At 32.0% G+C, this 18,279-nt stretch carries 16 protein-coding genes and 1 tRNA gene; 4 read left to right on the top strand and 13 right to left on the bottom strand.

From position 1 onward, the window contains the following. Positions 1–314 precede the first annotated feature (314 nt). Positions 315–1,658 (top strand): RHS repeat-associated core domain-containing protein, encoded by a 1,344-nt coding sequence (locus tag Z054_RS30665; protein WP_024773014.1) that lies wholly within the window; start codon positions 315–317, stop codon positions 1,656–1,658. Positions 1,659–1,662: 4 nt separating this feature from the next. Further along, a complete protein-coding gene (locus Z054_RS0126530) occupies positions 1,663–2,601 on the top strand; it encodes a hypothetical protein (RefSeq protein ID WP_024773013.1) in 939 nt (312 codons plus the stop codon). Between the two features lie 421 nt (positions 2,602–3,022). Here the strand turns inward: Z054_RS0126530 and Z054_RS31975 are convergent, their stop codons facing one another. The 13 genes from Z054_RS31975 to Z054_RS0126455 form a co-directional block, all read right to left on the bottom strand. Next, positions 3,023–3,166: a hypothetical protein gene (locus Z054_RS31975; RefSeq protein ID WP_161635351.1), complete on the bottom strand. Its 144-nt coding sequence runs from the start codon at positions 3,164–3,166 to the stop codon at positions 3,023–3,025. Positions 3,167–3,204: 38 nt separating this feature from the next. Further along, complete coding sequence (locus tag Z054_RS0126520) at positions 3,205–3,411, bottom strand: hypothetical protein (protein ID WP_024773012.1); 207 nt, start codon at positions 3,409–3,411, stop codon at positions 3,205–3,207. Continuing rightward, on the bottom strand, positions 3,404–3,640 hold the full coding sequence (locus Z054_RS0126515) for a hypothetical protein (RefSeq protein WP_024773011.1): 237 nt from the start codon (positions 3,638–3,640) through the stop codon (positions 3,404–3,406). The genes Z054_RS0126520 and Z054_RS0126515 overlap by 8 nt, the downstream gene beginning before the upstream one ends. A gap of 13 nt (positions 3,641–3,653) precedes the next feature. Next, complete coding sequence (locus Z054_RS0126510) at positions 3,654–4,007, bottom strand: hypothetical protein (protein ID WP_024773010.1); 354 nt, start codon at positions 4,005–4,007, stop codon at positions 3,654–3,656. A gap of 562 nt (positions 4,008–4,569) precedes the next feature. Next, positions 4,570–6,699, bottom strand: a complete 2,130-nt coding sequence (locus Z054_RS0126505; RefSeq protein ID WP_024773009.1) for a toprim domain-containing protein — start codon at positions 6,697–6,699, stop codon at positions 4,570–4,572. 89 nt (positions 6,700–6,788) lie between these two features. Beyond that, entirely contained in the window at positions 6,789–7,010 is a 222-nt protein-coding gene (locus tag Z054_RS0126500; RefSeq protein ID WP_024773008.1) for a helix-turn-helix transcriptional regulator, read from the bottom strand. Positions 7,011–7,029: 19 nt separating this feature from the next. After that, a complete protein-coding gene (locus tag Z054_RS0126495) occupies positions 7,030–7,305 on the bottom strand; it encodes a helix-turn-helix domain-containing protein (protein ID WP_024773007.1) in 276 nt (91 codons plus the stop codon). A 662-nt stretch (positions 7,306–7,967) separates the two neighbouring features. Further along, complete coding sequence (locus tag Z054_RS0126485; RefSeq protein ID WP_024773005.1) at positions 7,968–8,774, bottom strand: HNH endonuclease family protein; 807 nt, start codon at positions 8,772–8,774, stop codon at positions 7,968–7,970. Next, entirely contained in the window at positions 8,771–10,369 is a 1,599-nt protein-coding gene (locus Z054_RS0126480) for an AAA family ATPase (protein WP_024773004.1), read from the bottom strand. The genes Z054_RS0126485 and Z054_RS0126480 overlap by 4 nt, the downstream gene beginning before the upstream one ends. Continuing rightward, positions 10,366–11,919 carry a restriction endonuclease subunit S gene (locus Z054_RS30660; RefSeq protein WP_051473942.1) on the bottom strand — a complete coding sequence of 518 codons (1,554 nt, stop codon included), beginning with the start codon at positions 11,917–11,919 and terminating at the stop codon, positions 10,366–10,368. The genes Z054_RS0126480 and Z054_RS30660 overlap by 4 nt, the downstream gene beginning before the upstream one ends. Then, positions 11,916–13,340, bottom strand: a complete 1,425-nt coding sequence (locus Z054_RS0126465; protein WP_024773003.1) for a class I SAM-dependent DNA methyltransferase — start codon at positions 13,338–13,340, stop codon at positions 11,916–11,918. Before Z054_RS0126465 ends, Z054_RS30660 begins: the two co-directional genes overlap by 4 nt. A 250-nt stretch (positions 13,341–13,590) precedes the next feature. Further along, positions 13,591–13,672, bottom strand: a tRNA-Leu gene (locus tag Z054_RS0126460). 171 nt (positions 13,673–13,843) lie between these two features. Continuing rightward, positions 13,844–14,566, bottom strand: coding sequence for an aspartyl/asparaginyl beta-hydroxylase domain-containing protein (locus Z054_RS0126455; protein ID WP_241461464.1), 723 nt, complete (start codon positions 14,564–14,566; stop codon positions 13,844–13,846). Positions 14,567–14,611: 45 nt separating this feature from the next. Here Z054_RS0126455 and Z054_RS0126450 point away from each other — a divergent pair, with 45 nt between their 5' ends. Both Z054_RS0126450 and Z054_RS0126445 read left to right on the top strand, forming a co-directional pair. Beyond that, positions 14,612–16,000 (top strand): dipeptidase, encoded by a 1,389-nt coding sequence (locus Z054_RS0126450; RefSeq protein ID WP_024773001.1) that lies wholly within the window; start codon positions 14,612–14,614, stop codon positions 15,998–16,000. A gap of 419 nt (positions 16,001–16,419) precedes the next feature. Next, positions 16,420–18,066, top strand: a complete 1,647-nt coding sequence (locus Z054_RS0126445; protein ID WP_024773000.1) for a hypothetical protein — start codon at positions 16,420–16,422, stop codon at positions 18,064–18,066. Positions 18,067–18,279 lie beyond the last annotated feature (213 nt).

The following is an 18,279-nucleotide window of genomic DNA, read 5'->3' as shown; positions in this document are numbered from 1 at the left end:
TGTAAAAAAAATGCAGTAGTTTAATATATGACGCTTTAAATAGGATTAATGGAGCAGATTATAATAATCAGAATAATAGTGAGCAAAATTGGTTTAAACTTTCTGATATCACTTATGATAAGAACGGTAATATAGGATCGTTAAAAAGATATAAGAAGGGAGGAGCTAATCAAAGCGTAGTATTAGATCATCTAGCTTATACTTACAACGAAGGAAATAAACTTCTAACTGTTGAAGAGCAGATTGATGGAGCTGGTGGATTTGAAGATGGTACTAATACAGGTAATGATTATTCGTATGATAAGAGTGGTAACATGACTATTGATAATAACAAGAACATTACCGGAATAGTTTATAACCATTTAAACCTACCTACAAGGGTAAATGTTGATGGTGGAGCAAAATATATTTCTTACATTTACGATGCCACTGGAGCAAAACTAAAGAAGATTGTAACTGATGGAAGTTCATCGACAACAGAGTATGCAGGTAATTACTTCTATAAAAATGGCACTCTTGAGTTCTTTAACCATACAGAAGGGATCGTAGAGCATGAGGCAGATGGGTATAAGTATGTATATCAGTACAAAGATCATCTTAACAATGTAAGATTATCTTATAAAGATGCTGATAAGAATGGTTCTATTAGTATTTCTGAGATCGTACAGGAGAAGAATTATTATCCTTTTGGATTACAACATCAAGGATATAATGATATGTTACGAGGAAGAAACCATAATTATGGGTTTGGTGATAAAGAAGAAAACAAAGAACTTGATTTAGAATGGTTAAATTTTGGTGCTCGTAATTATAATTCTGCTATTGGTCGTTGGATGAATATTGATAATCTAGCAGAGAATAGTATTGATTTGACTCCTTACCATTATGCAAACAATAATCCTATTATTTTTGTAGATCCCGATGGTCAGGATTGGTTCTATTATAAGCAAGAAGGAAATGAGGAAGCAACTTGGAATTGGCATGATGGTTCTGAACACACTGTGCAAATTGGTAATATTGAAGGAAATGCTTTAAATATTACACTTCAAGGGGTATCTTCTGTAGTTGTTTTTAACGGAAGTAGAGACGAACAAAAAGGAGCTGGGAATAATATTAATGGAGATGGAGCAATTACAGCAGATATTACGGTATATGGCCCCGGAGGAGCTGATGATGTTTCGACTTATACTGGTTATACTTTAACATCTGATGCAGATATAAGAACACCTATTGATGAGGGGGTATATACTGGTAAAAGAAGAGCTTATGCAGGTTCTTCAGCATTACCAAAACATTATCAGCTTTTTGAAAATGGGGCAGATAATATTCGTACAATGGATGGGGTTATAAATGCAAATACTCCAAGCCAAGTAAGAGAAAATGGAGAAGGATATAAAACTGAAATATTTATACATAGAACGAATAATAGTGGATTTTGTGGAGGTACTGTTTCTACAGGATGTCTTTTAATTGCTCCTGGTGATTGGAACAATTTTAATGCTCAACTTAGTCCACTAGGAAATGCTTTGGATAATGAAGCTAATAGTAAGACATTTACATTAATTTTAAATAGAACTGGTAGCGATCATAATCCATCAAAAGCTGCGCCTGTAGAAACGACACAAACAATATATAATTTAAATTTAGGTAAACGCTAACATTATGAAGGGAATCACATTATTATTATTATTAATCACTTTAACCTCTTGTTATAGTTATCAAGAGGTTAATAAAGAACCTGATATTCTTATTGCTGCTTATAAAAAAGAAGGTGGTGGAATTTATCTTATTAATACTAATAAAAATCAAACTATTCTATTAGATTCAATTAAGATACTACCAAGTGATCTAAAGCTTCTTAATTCAAAACATATAGCATATTTTGGAGATAGAATAATTGATATATTATCAAGTGATAAGCAGATAAAAAAAACTTCTAATTCATTTGTAGAAGCATATACTTCATTAGCTTTAACTGACAACACAATAGTTTTAGATTCACTTCATTATAGTTTTTTTACAGATGCTCAAGTTAAGAATGATAGATATAAACTTTTAGGATATACTCTAAATTTAGATAAGAAATTATTTTCTTTAGACATCGGAGATAAAGATTTTAAGTTTAAGAAATATGATGATATTGGTGACTTGAGATATGTATTTTATCCAGATGTTTTCCCGAAATCTGTTTCAGTAAAAAAACATAAAATTCATTTAAAGATTCTTGACCTGAAAGAGCAAAGGATGACTACTTTTGATAGTTTGCCAAAGCCAAGATTTGAAAACAAAAATTTAATTTATTTTGACTCTGGATCTGTAAGAGTGGAAAAAGATCAAAAAATTAGTATGCTAAGTGTTTATTCAGATAAGAATAATAAACGTTTTTGTGTAATAGAAGAATATGATTATGTTAATAACATTAAATCAACGTTAAAAAAGTTTTTTATTGATAAAGAGATAACAGATAATTATAAACATAGAATCCATAACAATAAAGTATTCTTAGCTACTGATAATGCTATCTTTAAAATTGTAAATAATGAGCAAAAAGAAATCTATTCAAATGAAGATTTTAAAATATTAGATTTTTATTTAGAGTAATATACAGATTAAAAAAAAATGAGTCGTCCTAATATAGGTTGACAGCTTATAAATATTTAGTTGAATCCAGTAAAGCTAGCTTTACTGGGTTTTTTATTATGTATAAAATTAAGGCTCAAATGAGGTCTATGGGTAGGTCTTCAATTTTAGTTCATAATAGGCCATAGACAAAAATGTAATTAAAATTATGGAAAATTATTATTTAAGTACAGGACTAGCAATTTATGATAGATCTTTTTATTGTTGTTTTAAACATACTAGATTATGGTTATGTCCTGCTATTCTATTATCTCTAGTTTTATTTATGATATAAACGATCAAATAGGATATCCTTTGCAGTTTTGTGCCTAATAATGGTGTATGCTTTGAGTGGACAGTTGTTATTTTTCTGGCACTTTGAAGATAACGATTAACATCATAACTATTTACGTTTATCCGTTTTTCTATCCTCTAAAGTATAGTACAATTCAACACTTGTTTTTATAATACGTACTAAAAGGAAAGCACCAAAAATGACTTTTACAACGGTATCAGGTTTTGGAGTATTTTCTATTAGCTTATTCATTGTATTGGGGTTCATAAGAGTTGTTATTGGGTAGTGGATTATTCTTTACAAGCATTTCTCATTTCTTTAAATGACTTGATCATTTTTGCAGTGGCACTAAAGAAATATTTGGATATGTAGAGCACTCCAAAAATACCTCCGGATATCAGAATGGTTTTAGCGACAGTTTTTACTATTGGTTTGTTAAGGAGGTTGTCACCTTGTGTTGAGAATTTTCTAAACATATCGATGTTCTCTTTACTCATTTTCGAAGTATGCCTCTTCTTCATTTTTTCTCTGTTTCTTTCCATTTGTTGTAACAATTTTATAGATAATAATGCAGCTAAATCCGATACCTAGAGCAAGTATTATCTTTTTAAGTTTTTGATTATCTAATAATAACCGATCTCTATGCTGGGTAAGTAAGTCAAGCTCTAGAGGAATATCTTTGATGAGATCAAGTTTATAGCAGTCTATAATATTTGGATGTTTCATGAGATTTTATGGGCTATATTTTGGTTATTTTTAACCGACCATCTCCTAAATGCAGTAGAGCATACTCATACACGCAACTCCAAAGCTTTCCTTCTTTGTTCATTTTATGAGTTGTGATTCCGAAATTAAATCCGGCTCCGAGTAAAAAATCATGTGTTTTAATAACTTCTTCTTTGTTATTTAAAATTTTTCTAAGAATATTACGATTGGCATCTAATGCTCTATCGATTTCTGCTTTTGCTCTTCGTTTTTGTCGTGCTTTAAGATTATTATATCGGATTTGATTTTCTTTGGTAGCGAAACGTTGATCACTACGAGTAGGAGTAAAGAATTCTCCTGTTAACAGATCTTTTATTTGTTCTATCATCTTCTAATTTTAAAATAAAAATAATGATAGAAATAGTTAGAATATAAAGGATGAAACCAAATTAATCTAAGTTAATATTGTTTGATACGTTTTTAGAATAAATCGATCATAAAAATTGATATTTGGAAACTAGAAATGCGCACATATATAGGATTTCCGATTTCTATTGAGTATAAAGTGTTGGAAATTAAAAACTTGATATTAAAAGTTTGCTAAGCTGCTATTTCCAGCTTCCAATGTATTAGAAGTAGGAGTTAAATCTATTATTATTAAAAGCGGTATGTAGATTAATAACAACAATTTTTTTGTGTAGAAGACTTATTATTAGTTATTTATAAATATAAATCCTATTGTGATTTAAATTAATATAGATTATTTTAAATTGAATTTAGACTAAAATACATTGTATCCTGTACAATACAGATTAATATATGACTAATGTATATTAACTTGATTTACAATAATTCAGTTTGTCTTTAACATACATTATTATAAGAAAATGACACATCGGAAGTTAGAAATACTATATATGTGCGCATTTCTAGCTTCCGTTGTTTAGAAGTCATAATTCCAGAGTCTTTTGTTTTTGCCCTCTTTTAATGGGAGCAAGGCTATAAAACACCTCTTTTCCTTCTTTTTTCTTTTGTAGTACAGAAGGAATGCCTTTTCCATTAGCTATTGGGATTCTTTTATTGATACATTCCTGTAAGCGTTCGCGAATGGTTCGTTCACTACAATCAAAATAGGAGGCAAGTTCTTCTACCAATGTTCGACCTTGAATGGAACTTCTTAACAATCGAGATATCTGTTGTTGGATTTCAAAAAGATCTGCTTTTGTTCTTCTGGATCTAGCAGATTCATCAATAAGATTAGTATCTGCTTCTACAAGTCCATTGGTTTGTTCACAGTACTTTATGTAAAAGGATTCAGGACGTCTTCCACCTCGAAACTTTAATATATTCAAGACAATCAAATCTGTAGGTTGTCTATTACTATCTTTTTCAAATCCAATTTGAATTGCCGTAGTCGCTTTGTTAAGTAGTTCGGTACCAAGATGACCCCTGGCTTTATCTGTACTACCTGGGTTTTCATGAATGAGCGCAAGGAAAGTGACATCTTCACTATTGATACTATCGTTCATTAAATCGATCAATTGCATACTATCTCCAGATCTGTTGAAATCTTGTATACAGTCTGTAATTACATCCAGTATTATAATCACGTGACCGGCATACATCTGTTTTACTCTTTTTATGTAGGATGTGAGAGCAGAAAACCGATCCTTTCTGGGAACTTGTAGTAACGAAATGTAATCAAAATCTTCTGGCGTATCTTCTCTTTGATACCCCGCTTTTTTTAATATTTGTTGTAATGCATAGGGGAATTGCTCCGTAAGGTTACGTTCAGTATCTACATAGCAAATGGTTACCGCTTGTTGTGCATTTCTTCTAAAGTGTAATAAATCACTATCCCAGGATTCTTTTTTGATCAAAGCACTGCAAATGGTTTCTGCTAATCTGCTTTTATGTACACCTGCTTTTCCTTGTATTACATTAATAGTTCTAGGATATAGAATTCCTATATCTTTATGAAAGAGTAGAGGAGGTATTTTATGAATTAGTTTCGCTTTGCGCTCGGTAAGTACTTTCTGAGTTTTCAATAATAATGGTATATAGTCGTTTTCTTTTGCAAGTGTTCTTGTAGATAGTAGTTGTACTTCTGGAAGTGATTCTGAAGTTTCTATTTTGATGTCAGAAGCATCTAAGTTGTAACCAAGCGCATAGAAATCAGCAATGTCTTTTCCTTTATCTTCCATTAATTTTTCTGGCAGTACCATTCGTTGTAAACCATAATTATTAGAGAGTTTGATAGACTGTGAGATCCCGGTATGATCTATATCATATAAAACGATAACCTCTTTAAATCGAGCCTTAAGATTATCAATAATTTTTGGAGGAGGATTGGCTGTTTCACTATTAAAACAAATCGCAGGTTCATTGCGAGCATAAAGCGAGAGTACGTCTTTTTCTCCACCAGTAATAAATACACGATTTCCTGTTTTAGGCAGTTGCTTATACCCAAAAATATAAGCTTCTGGTTTATTGCCCAGCCACGCAAAACGAAAGCGAGTTGAAAGCGGACAGTAGATCTTATAACAGTCACTAGAAATTTTATATCCATACATAGGGTTTTGTGGGGAAGAATTAAAAGAAATGCGTTTTCCTTGTGTATTGAATCTGCAATAATTTTCTACAACGTATACTCTAAAATGTTTTAATGTGGGGGCAGTAATGCCATAAGGTAACCAATATTGCAGATCATGATCATTCCATTGTTCTTTTAATTGGATTTCAAAATCAGTTTTAGGAGTATCGCAAGATAAATTTAGGTTGAAGTCATCATTGATCATAAGGAGAGCTTCTTTAAAATCACATTGTTTTAACCGCATTACTAAATCAAAAATACTGCCTTCATCCCCTGTAGCAAAATCTTTAAATCGCCACTTACCAGGATCAGACTCATAGATATTAAACGAAGGAGTCTTTTGTTTTTTAGCAAGGAATGGATTTGAGATATGCTTTCCTTGTTTTAAAATACCTTTATTATGATAAGGTTGCAAATAATAATTAAATGCATCCTGTAATTCGATTTTGTTAAGAATATTTTCTTTTGTTACTATATCGATGTTCATTTTTTTCAATTTTAAAGTGTATAGAATACCAGTGTGCTTCCATAAGTCAACCGTAAGTTGAACAAAGGCATTCCAATAAGGTGATTTGTCTACTTTTTGTGCTTTTCTAATTCCTGAAGAACTTCACTTGCTTTGTAGAATTTTTTATTCCCTAAGACGTATGGAGATAATTGCAGTTTCCCTTGTTTTTGCCATTTCCAGAGTGTTGTATAGGAAATGGGAGGACTAAACAATTTACCAACTTCTTTAAGACTTAGAAACTCGGCATCTGGATTGATGAGTTCTATCTCTGTTCTGATATATGTTTTCATAATTATGCTTCATTAAGAGTTAGATTTTATTCTTCTCCAAAAAATTAAGAATGCTCTTTCTGGAGTACAAAATGGTACGTCCGTGCTGTGAGGCAACTATATGATTATCATATAGAAGTTTTCTTAATTTGCCATTACTCTTGATCCCGAGTAATTGTTTTGCTTCTATAGCATTTACCCAGTCTGAAGACTGTTGGTTTTTTTCGGGTTTATCACTTTTCTTTACCCTTTGTAAAACCTCTTCAATTAGCTTATAAAAAGCTTTTGTTTCGAATACAATGAATTTTCCTTTCATTATGATTTTTGTTTTAATGAATACTGTTTTAGGTCATTGTACTTTGCAAAGTCAATTATATGTTCAGATATCTGAAGCAAATTTTAGACAAATAAAAATGAAAAACAATAGGTTACGAGTAGGGTTGAGATCCTCTAAATTTGGAGTACTGTTTTTTGCGTATTCATATGCGAGGATATGTTTCCAAATGTTTCTAAATGTCGGTAGATGTAAGTGAATTTTCGGGCGTAAAAACGAGCACAGCTCTAATTTTTAACAAAACAATAACGTTTCAATAGTGCTTTTTTGGAGGTTTTTGAACAAAATAAGAAAGAGGTTTTTGTGTAAAAACGTCAAATGGGGTTGGTTGTGATTAAAATGAATACCATTTTCGAAATTTACAAATGGTGTCATTTTCATCATTTTTTAAGTGACCATCTTTTAATATGCCTAAAATTTTATCTTCCTGTTTGTCAAAATACTAAGTCATATAGTTGTTTTCTGGTTAAATCCATGAGATCTAAGTAAAGTATTATGCGAACTTTTCCTTACTGAAAATAATTTGAGTTGACTTTTAATTAGTTACGGTTTTGAGGTGTAAATAGAATACATGTGCGCTATAATTTTGTATTAAAGACATCGTTACCAAGTTTAAGTAGGGAGGTAGAAGTATTTTGTTAATTTTAAGCCGCTCTTAATAGTAGGTTTTCAACCCATTCATATCCTGTAGATTTCATACAAAACTTTACAGCAGCTGAATACTCAGAAGTTGAAGATGCAAGAGCTAATAATTCTTTCATTTGAGATGCTATTTTTTGCTTACGAGCCATACAAATATTAGCAAGCTGTAATTGAACAAGTTTCTCAGTAGATTTAATTAATAATATTGTTCTTGAATATTTATCTTTTCTTGAATCTTTCATTTCTGGTTTGTTAAGATTCATTCGCCTTATCGTGTATTCAGCTTGAATATAGTTTCTCTCTGTGTTTACTGTAGATTTTGGTGTTACAAGTCCTTCATTTGTAAAAGCTAACTTATCGGGATCTTCAATTTCAGTAGGATCTAAAAATCGGATATCTTCAATTTCCAAAGAATCAGCAGGAAGGTTAGCCTTATTAGCATTTACATGGAAATAAGCATTTTTTCGAATGTTTTCAACAGGAGCCGAATATCTATAATTTAACCATTCAAAAGCAAGCCACCAATAACCGCCTTTATCATCACCATTTTCGTCAATAGCTTTTTTCTTAGGTCTAAAATGATCTACATGACAATGAGCACTATCATTTTTAGATTCTGAATACCAACATTTATTATGACTTAAAGCTCTTAAATGGTCTTTGAGTTCTGTCCATATATTTTGATTAGCGTCAATAATGGCATCACGAGCAGCTTTATCAGCCGCTTGAGTAAGTTGGAGAGTTAGTGCATCAGCTCGATCAATCCAGTCTTGGTTTGGGGGATTATTTTCTAAATCTATATACCTCATTCACTATCTTTTTCATTAAACAATTCGTCTAATATTTCAAGAGCTATTTGGTTTTGTTTGACTCTATCTTCTTTAGATATTTTTTCAACTTGAAATTCTTCTCTTTGGCTAATGGCACTTATGAATTTTTGATACATTGGATCTCTATCCGTTGTATTAATTCCAAGGTCACTAAGCTTTAAGAATAGCTCATTTAATTGTTCTCTTTCAGGATCACTCAACCCAGCCTTATCTTTTTTAGTCACCAAGCGATTACGCTCATTCAAATCTTCCAGAGTGTTCTCATCTAATGTACTAGGCAAATTAAAAAACTCACTGGTTAAAATACCTGCAACTCCTAAGCCTTTTGGGTCAAAATCTGGCTCAAATGTTTCTATATGCTGATACTCTTTCCCTTCTTCATCTGTTTTTTTAACAGACTGAAATATCCTTATTTGTTCTTTAGTTAAACCTCCTATAACCAATGGGTCGTGAGTAGTCATTAAAATTTGACTAGATTCATCTTTACCAGAATATTCTTCTAGTAAGTTCATGTATTTCCATTTCCATAAGGGATTCAAATGCGTGTCTGGTTCATCTAGCAGAATTAAAGATTCATCTTCTTTAGTGAAACGTAGTAAACCTAAGACCGTCAAAAGTTGTTGTTCTCCTTCTGAAAGTTCTTTAAATGTAATGTCTCCATGTACATTTACCTTTTTCACTTTAACTCTTACCTCTTGAATTAAATCTGATATGTATGTACTTTCTAAACTTTTGAAAAATTCAGTATTCGTACCGTACTTCTTTGCAATCTTTTCAAGCTTTTCCTGATTAGAGACAAATAGATATAATTGCTCTTGTTTGTGATTTCTTCTAAAATCCTCCCGAACTGTATCTTCATCTACAATAGGAGCCATAGATGCATCAAATAATTCATCTAAAAATTCTCGAACTACACCTTTGGCTTTCCAAAAATCCAAAGCTTCTGTTTTACTTCTTGCCCAAACTGGTTTTTTTAATACGAATAGAACAGATTCTAAGCCTACAATACCTAAGAACTCCTTTAAAAATTTACTTGCCTTTTCATCTGAGAATGCGTAAAACGCCATTAATACAAAGTAACTATGGATTTGGCGGGCATAAAATAAAGGTCTAGGAGGAGCGTTTACACCTTTAATTAATTCATCATAAAAACGTTTTTGATGTTTATCGAAATGTTCCAAAAGACGATTGCTAATGCCAGAATAATACGAGAAAACATATTTTGGTAAATATTCTGACTTATCACGTTTGATTACTGCTTTAGAGATTAAAGTAGAATAGATAATTTCCCCATCTTTCCTTTCCCCCTTATAAAAAACATAGTTCCCTTTTGCTTGCGGACCGCCATCTACTTTTAACAAATTATCCTTACACTCGTATTCTATAGTGTAGTTGAAATCTGTCTTATCATCTAAATCTAAGTCCCTGAAAATAATTACCAAAGCTTCTAATAAATTAGATTTACCTGCTGCATTTTGACCTAGGAATACGGTACTCATATATTCCTCATTGAGATCAATTAAGAAATTTCTGAGATTTTTAAACTTTTCTATATAGATTTTATCTATTCTCATACTAGTTCTAAATATCCTTTTTCGTTTACAACTTCTTTGATAGATTTCTCTTCTTCTATTTGCTTTTTTAACTCTGAATAAAAGGCATCAATATCGTCAGGGAATTGTGACATTTTCCAAAGATCTTCTGCATGCAGTTTACCGTTTTCCTTTAATAGTTTTACTAAGTCCATAAGCAAGGTTTTACTATTGTATTGTATTTCTCTTAAAGCCTTTTTAGTGCCTCTTTTAGGGGCTGGTTTATTTAATAGGACATTATTTTCTTCTCCCAATAATTCACTTAAAACCGATTGCATCAATTTTTCTGAATTGATTTTGCTAGCTAATACTTCTTCCTCAAGCAAATCGCAATTTGAAAGAAAATCTTTTGTTTTTTCGACAATAATCTTTTGTTCTTCTATTGGCGGGATGGGTATTAGAGTTTCTCTAACAGTTCCTCTATCTACTCCTGGAATAAGACCTGTTGCATTATCATTATACTTTTTAGCATTAATATCCATTAATACTTTAACATAACTCAAAGGTGAAGCTATTGTGCTTATAGCCATTATTTGTCTAGCAATATGAGCTGAATCAACATTCAACCAACCCATTTTACCAACTCCTGAACCTTTACAAGTAAATAATAAATTTCCTCTGTATGCAATTGATCTTGGTTTATTAGTCCATCTATTTATTATTACTTCCTCATTTTGAAGATTACTAGCACCAGTAATATAGGGCAATCCAAAATCTTTTGAATCGGAATACTCATCCGGCCTTAAATCTTGACCAGATTTCAAATAAATAACTTCACCTAATCTAGACCATTCCCAGTTTGCAGGAATTTCAAAAGGAGTTTGCTCCTTTCTAATAGGTGATAATGGTTTTTCCTTTTTAATTTTCTTTTCTTTTACAAGTTGAGCTTTTTCTTCTTTTATAATTTTTAGTAACTCACTTGCAGGTTTTAAATTTGAGTTTTGTACTCGCCATTCTTTAGTTAATTTACCTTCTACAGCATCTTGTAAAATGGATTGGCGGAGTTTTCCTAAATTTTCTTCTTGAGAGTCTATTTCGTTAACTAATTCTTGATTATTAATTTCAGCTTTTTCAATTTCATCTAATACTTTTTTCTGTTCGTCCTTAGATGGTAAAAAGATATATAACTCAAAAATCTGTTTAGGATGTATGCGTTTAGAACCAACACCTTTGGCTAAACTTTCAAGCTTTAGATAAAAGTTTCCTTTTTTAAAGAAGTAAAAAATCCATTCAGGGTAACAAGTTTCGTCAATATCAAATGCTGGAATATCCAAACTAGATTCAAAACCATCTAGTTCATCAGGTATAATGCCAAAAGCACCTTTATGTAAATTCTGCTTTCCATATACAAATTGACCTGCTTTACGTATATAGTATTTAGTAGCACCTTTTTTATCTTTTGTGATTGGTCTTTTTTCTACTCCAAGAACATTTAGCTTTACCCTAATTCGTTTATCTGTATTGGGGTTTTCCGAAACAACTTTGGATTCAGTTAAGAGCGTACCCAATTTTACTTTTTTCCAGTTTTTCATAAAAGTGTTTTTTTTATTTCGGATAAGAGATTTGCACTTTTTTGAAATGAAGTATCAATTTTAACTAATAATTCTTCTGTTGTAAACACTTTTTCAGCTTCCGTTACATGAGCGTTTTTAATATCTAGATTGAACTTTCTTTCTTTTATTTCATCGATAGAGACTTTCCAAGCAAATTCATTTTCTTTACGGTCTTTCCACCATTTCTTAATATCATCAAAATGCTTAATGTCTATAGGTCTTGATCTACTAAAATTCTTTATCCCTTTAGGGTAAGGCATTTCGTAATACCATATTTCTTTAGTAGGTTTTCCTTTTTCAAAGAACAATAAGTTTGTATTAATTCCTGTATAAGGATTGAAAACCCCTTTTGGTAGGCGTATTATGGTGTGTAGATTACATTTAGTTAATAATTCTTGTTTAATTCTTGATTTAACACCCTCTCCAAACAATGAACCATCTGGAAGAACGACTGAGGCTCGTCCATCTTTCTTTAATATTTTTATAATTAATGCTAAAAATAACTCGGCCGTTTCTTTAGTTCTAAATTCTTCTGGGAAGCTTTTCTCAGTATCATCTTCTTCTTGACCTCCAAAAGGAGGATTAGAAAGTACAAGATTCACTTGATTTGTGCTTTTCCAGTTTTCATATGGCACAGTTAATAAATTGCCTTTTGTGATTGCGGGTCTTTCAATACCATGCAGGATTAAATTTGTTGTACATAAAAGGTGTGGTAATGGTTTTTTCTCGATTCCTCTAATAGAGTTTTGAACAACTAATGAACTTTGATCAAATCCATCTTTTTTTGATAAATTATCTAAAGCACAAGTCAAAAAGCCTCCAGTACCGCATGCTGGATCTAATACACTTTCTCCAATTTCTGGATCTATCATATCAACCATAAATTGAGTAACAGCTCTTGGAGTATAATATTCACCAGATGACCCAGCGCTTTGAAGCTCCTTTAAAATTGATTCATATATGTCATTAAAGACATGTCTTTCTAAATTATTATTTGAAAAATCAATTTTGTTTATTTCATTAATTACTTGACGGAACAAAGTTCCTTTTTTCATGTAATTATATGTGTCATTAAAAACTGATTTTACAATTACAGATTGGTCTGTATCTGTTGGCTCAATTGTTTTTAATATTGGAAATAATTCATCATTGATAAAAGTTATTAATTTGTCTCCTGTTAACCCATTTTCATCTGCCGCCCAATTTTGCCATTTTAGTTTTTCGGGTAATGGACTTTTGTACGTCTTTCTTGATTTTTTCCATTCTTCTTCTTTATCGGCAAATATTTTCATAAAGAGCATCCACACCATTTGAGAAATCCGTTGCGCATCACCGTCAACACCCTCATCTTTTCTCATGATGTTTCTAATAGATCTTACTATTGATGTTATGTTACTCATTAAGTTTTTTTGTATAGTCTGCTTCCATTTTTACACGAGGCATTTTAATTAGATAAAAGTAGATTTCTATTTTGCAATTACGATATAATTAGAATCTATTCAAAGTAGATTTTGAAGAAAATCATCTTAATAAACACATCAACTACTTTCAATGCCAGTATATATTTGGTCTTGATCTCTTAAAAAGTATGACCTATGTATGACCCCAAACAAAAAAGCCGACTCGTTAAAGTCGGCTTATCCTTTGCTGTGCGGGCGGGGAGACTCGAACTCCCACACCTCGCGGCACTAGATCCTAAGTCTAGCGTGTCTACCAATTCCACCACGCCCGCATTAATACTTTTACAATACTTAGGACTTTCTGTAAAAGCGAGTGCAAATATACATATTCCTTATAAATCTCAAAGAACTTAAATTATTTTTTTTGAAGAATATGAAAAGTAATACATAACAATTTAAGAAACGAAGATATTTTCTTTAGGATCCCTTCGTTTTTTTGGTAGCTACAATCCTGATTTTAGTTGATTAATCAATGCTTTTGATGCTTCGGTATTCATTGCTTTTAGTTCTTTTATCATTTTCAATTTGGTTTCCTCGGTATATTGAAATGGCTTGTTTTCGGCTGTAAAATCATAACCAATTTTTGTAAAGAGGTGATCCGACCATTCATTACGGATGCAATCTATAATTAAATGAATACGATCAGTTGTCCCATTGTTTTCTACTCTATGAAGCAAATTAAAGTTTCCGTACCAACATTCTCCAACACCCATAATCACTTCTTTGTTATTTATGTAAAAATGAACATCCTGATTTGTTGTGATCGGAATATGAATTCTAAAACTTCCATCCTCATATCCCAGATTATGATCTGTATGTTCTTTTATGCTACTATTAGGAGAAAGGTTGAGTAAACGAATAGATTCTTTTTCGCATTCAAAAAGTGCAATTATTTCCTTAAAATAAAGGCAATACTCCAGTAGAGAAGTATTCTTGTAATTATGAGCACCAGATGAGTGCGCATAGATTTGATCGATAGCTCCATTAAGAGATCTAAGTGCAATAGATTTCCAATCTCCAGAATAATCACTTGTATTAAAATGAGAAATAAATGGGTGAGATTTGCAATATGCTAAGTCTTGTAATAGCCGATTTTCAGAAAATGAAAAAGGAAGTTTTAAAAATGCATTCTTCATCGATGGATAACTTGAATAGATAACAGCCAAATTACTTCATTTTTACTACTTTTAGGCGAAAATAAACTCAGATTCATGCAAAACATACAATCTTACGTTCAGGAACATAAAGATCGATTTATAAATGAGCTTTTCGAACTGCTTAAAATTCCATCTGTAAGTGCCGATACGGCATTTAAAGATGATGTAATCAGGACAGCACAAGAGATTAGTAATAGTCTTAAAGAATCGGGATGTGATACTGTAGAAATCTGTGAGACTCCCGGATATCCAATTGTATATGGAGAAAAAATTATTGATAAAAATCTTCCAACAGTGTTGGTTTATGGACATTATGATGTGCAACCAGCAGACCCAATAGAGTTATGGGATAGTCCTCCTTTTGAACCCGTAATTAAAAAGACAGAGATTCATCCCGAAGGAGCTATTTTTGCCAGAGGATCATGTGATGATAAAGGGCAGATGTATATGCACGTAAAGGCGTTAGAAATTATGACCAAGACTAACCAGTTACCGTGTAATGTAAAATTTATGATCGAAGGAGAAGAAGAAGTCGGAAGTAAAAGTTTAAGCTGGTTCGTAGAGCGTAATCAGGATAAGCTGTCAAATGATGTGATTTTAATTAGTGATACAGGTATGATCGCTCAGGATGTTCCTTCTATTACTACCGGGTTAAGAGGATTAAGTTATGTTGAGGTCGAAATAACGGGACCTAATAGAGATTTACATAGTGGTTTGTATGGCGGTGCGGTTGCAAACCCCATCAATATATTGACTAAGATGATTGCTTCTTTACACGATGAAAATAATCATATTACTATTCCGGGTTTTTATGATAAAGTCGAAAACCTTTCTACAGAAGAAAGAGCTGAAATGGCAAAAGCACCTTTCTCTCTTGATGCATATAAAAAATCACTGGATATCAATGCAGTGTATGGAGAAAAAGGATATACAACCAATGAGCGCAATTCTATTCGACCTACATTAGATGTGAACGGGATCTGGGGAGGCTATACAGGAGAAGGGGCCAAAACAGTTATTGCCAGTAAGGCTTATGCCAAAATTTCTATGCGTTTGGTTCCTAATCAAGATTGGGAAGAAATCACAGAATTATTCAAAAATCATTTTGAAAACATAGCACCAGACGCAGTAACGGTAAAAGTAACTCCGCATCATGGTGGGCAAGGCTATGTAACCCCAATAGATAATATTGGATATAAAGCAGCTAGTAAAGCATATCAGGATACCTTTGGTAAAACACCAATCCCACAACGTAGTGGGGGTAGTATTCCTATTGTTTCTTTATTCGAAAAAGAATTAAAAAGTAAAACAATCTTAATGGGATTTGGCTTAGATAGTGATGCAATACACTCTCCTAATGAACATTTTGGAGTTTGGAACTACTTAAAAGGAATAGAAACGATTCCTTTCTTTTATAAATATTTTACAGAATTGAGTAAGTAAGATTCTTACATAAATTAAAATAATAATGGCGTTACCCTGATTTTTAATCAGGGTCGGGCTATTCGCTATATCTTTTTTGTACCAGTCAAACATTTCTTTCAGAGATTTAGGGGTGCCAAAAAAGGATGCCACTACTATCCCTAACGCATAAGAAACCTGATTAAATTCGAATTATAGATGAGATGATTTTTTTGTTTTATCTATTAGTTTTGCATAATGAGTGAAACAACCTACATGAAAATTGTAGTCCATACTTTTTGTCGAAAATGCAAAATATATTGCTTTTTTACCTTTTTTTAATCGTATTTTTAAAAGAGTAAAATTCCCCCTAATTTCTATTTCTTCAAAACTCTATAGTAAACATTATTTGGATCAATGTGCATTTAAAAAATCAATTTTTAATAGTAATAAACATTCCAATGAAAAAAACAGTATTAGGGTTTTCGGCTTTATTAAGTGTGGCATTTACTTTTGCCCAGACTAATGTTACAGATATCAACCAAACCGGAAAAGGAAATGAGACAGAAATTTCTCAGAAAGGAGCAAACAACACGTTAACGATTGTTCAGGAAGGTAATGTTAACAAAGCAAAAGTAGAGCAGGGAATAGAAGGATCTACAAAAGGAAATGGTATGATTAGCCAAATCCAGACTGGAGATCAAAATGATGTATATGTTATGCAACAAGGAGATTTTAATGTAGTATATCAAAATCAGCTAGGAGCATCAAATAGTGCAGAAGCTACTCAGTATTCAGATATTTTAGAAAGTAAAATCAAACAAACTCAAATAGGAAATAATAACAAAGCAGCGGCAATACAGGGTGAAGGTTCAATATTTGCAGTAAATGTTAAAAATAATATTGATCAAACACAAAGAGGAAATTTTAATATAGCAAAGGCAAGTCAATCTAACAATGATTCTAATCTTAGAATCATTACACAAAATCAAGAAGGAGAATTTAATCAAGCTATTGCAGATCAGAGTTCGATTTCGGGATATAGTTTTAATATTGAGCAACAGCAATCTGGAGAACACAATAATGCCGTAGCAACCCAATATGGGGGAAGCTTTAGTCTAAGTAGTATTGTTCAGGATCAAAAAGGATCAGGAAATACTGTAGACGCTAGTCAGTTATCACAACCACATGGTTTTGGAGATAATTTCATTACTCAATCACAAAACGGAAATTATAATGTGGCTACGGCGATCCAGAATAATGGACATTCTATAACACAAAATCAAATTGGAGATTTTAATCAAGCCTTTGCTCAACAAGAGCCAGGAGAATTTTCTGTAATTGATCAATATCAGGAAGGGATAAGAAATATTGCATATGCCTCTAAAGATAAAATAGATCAGTTTGGTACACGGCCTTCTTATATTTCCCAAAACCAGATAGGAGAAGATAATCAAGTTTCTGTTAATCTGGGAGGTAGAGGTTTTGTGACTCAGAAACAAGAAGGGGTAAGAAACGATGCTTCTTCAACACATGTTTATACTTTTAACGTTGGGGCGTATCAAAAGCAAGTAGGTGAGGATAATAAAGCTGTTATAAGTAGTTCATTTAGTTCTTCTTCTCAAAGCTCAGAAGTCATGCTAGAGCAAAATCAAGTAGGAAGTTATAATGAAGCCACGGCCATTCTACAAGGGGGAATTGATAGTAGGATTACACAAACCCAGGAAGGAGAAAGAAACACAGTAGTAGCTCAAAGTAATGGAGACGGAAATCAAATAATGAGTATACAAAAAGGATTATCTAATACCATTGAACAAATTCAAATGGAAGGAGGGGCCAATACTATGGAAGCTGTACAAAACAATATAAGCCTTATTGGAGAAGAGAACCTTTTATCTCAGTTACAACACGGAAATAAGAATATGATGATTTCTGCTCAGGATGGATCATTTAATAGTACTGATGTCACTCAGGTTGGAGATTCTAATACTCTTAATACAAAACAAATTGGTAATGCAAATAGTTTAGCTGTTTCTCAAGAAGGGACTTTGTTATCGGTAACGATAATTCAAGAAGGAAATGCTAATAGTTCGCTTATTTCTCAATAATTTAATTAAATATTAGATGTAGCTTATCAATAGCTAACAGAGCAATAAAAACAAATAAACACCCTTAATCTAGGGTGCTTATTTGCCTTCTTTTTTATTGAAAAGAAACAGTAATTATGTCTTAGTCTTATTTTATTAGTAGTATAAATGTTAAAATAACGTGAAACAGATAACATAGTATGGTGTTTGGTTATAATAGTATAACCCTAAATG

It is taken from the genome of Aquimarina macrocephali JAMB N27, assembly GCF_000520995.1.
Classification (GTDB): Bacteria; Bacteroidota; Bacteroidia; order Flavobacteriales; family Flavobacteriaceae; genus Aquimarina; species Aquimarina macrocephali.
The sequence above is the reverse complement of the archived record's forward strand: the minus strand, read 5'-3'. Positions and strand labels throughout refer to the sequence as shown.

Coding starts and splice junctions, on each gene's coding strand:
- Z054_RS0126520 (WP_024773012.1), bottom strand. CDS start 3,411: ATGAGTAAAGAGAACATCGATATGTTTAGAAAATTCTCAACACAAGGT.
- Z054_RS31975 (WP_161635351.1), bottom strand. CDS start 3,166: ATGAATAAGCTAATAGAAAATACTCCAAAACCTGATACCGTTGTAAAA.
- Z054_RS0126530 (WP_024773013.1), top strand. CDS start 1,663: ATGAAGGGAATCACATTATTATTATTATTAATCACTTTAACCTCTTGT.
- Z054_RS0126485 (WP_024773005.1), bottom strand. CDS start 8,774: ATGAGGTATATAGATTTAGAAAATAATCCCCCAAACCAAGACTGGATT.
- Z054_RS30665 (WP_024773014.1), top strand. CDS start 315: ATGACTATTGATAATAACAAGAACATTACCGGAATAGTTTATAACCAT.
- Z054_RS0126480 (WP_024773004.1), bottom strand. CDS start 10,369: ATGAGAATAGATAAAATCTATATAGAAAAGTTTAAAAATCTCAGAAAT.
- Z054_RS0126510 (WP_024773010.1), bottom strand. CDS start 4,007: ATGATAGAACAAATAAAAGATCTGTTAACAGGAGAATTCTTTACTCCT.
- Z054_RS30660 (WP_051473942.1), bottom strand. CDS start 11,919: ATGAAAAACTGGAAAAAAGTAAAATTGGGTACGCTCTTAACTGAATCC.
- Z054_RS0126450 (WP_024773001.1), top strand. CDS start 14,612: ATGCAAAACATACAATCTTACGTTCAGGAACATAAAGATCGATTTATA.
- Z054_RS0126500 (WP_024773008.1), bottom strand. CDS start 7,010: ATGAAAACATATATCAGAACAGAGATAGAACTCATCAATCCAGATGCC.
- Z054_RS0126465 (WP_024773003.1), bottom strand. CDS start 13,340: ATGAGTAACATAACATCAATAGTAAGATCTATTAGAAACATCATGAGA.
- Z054_RS0126515 (WP_024773011.1), bottom strand. CDS start 3,640: ATGAAACATCCAAATATTATAGACTGCTATAAACTTGATCTCATCAAA.
- Z054_RS0126445 (WP_024773000.1), top strand. CDS start 16,420: ATGAAAAAAACAGTATTAGGGTTTTCGGCTTTATTAAGTGTGGCATTT.
- Z054_RS0126505 (WP_024773009.1), bottom strand. CDS start 6,699: ATGAACATCGATATAGTAACAAAAGAAAATATTCTTAACAAAATCGAA.
- Z054_RS0126495 (WP_024773007.1), bottom strand. CDS start 7,305: ATGAAAGGAAAATTCATTGTATTCGAAACAAAAGCTTTTTATAAGCTA.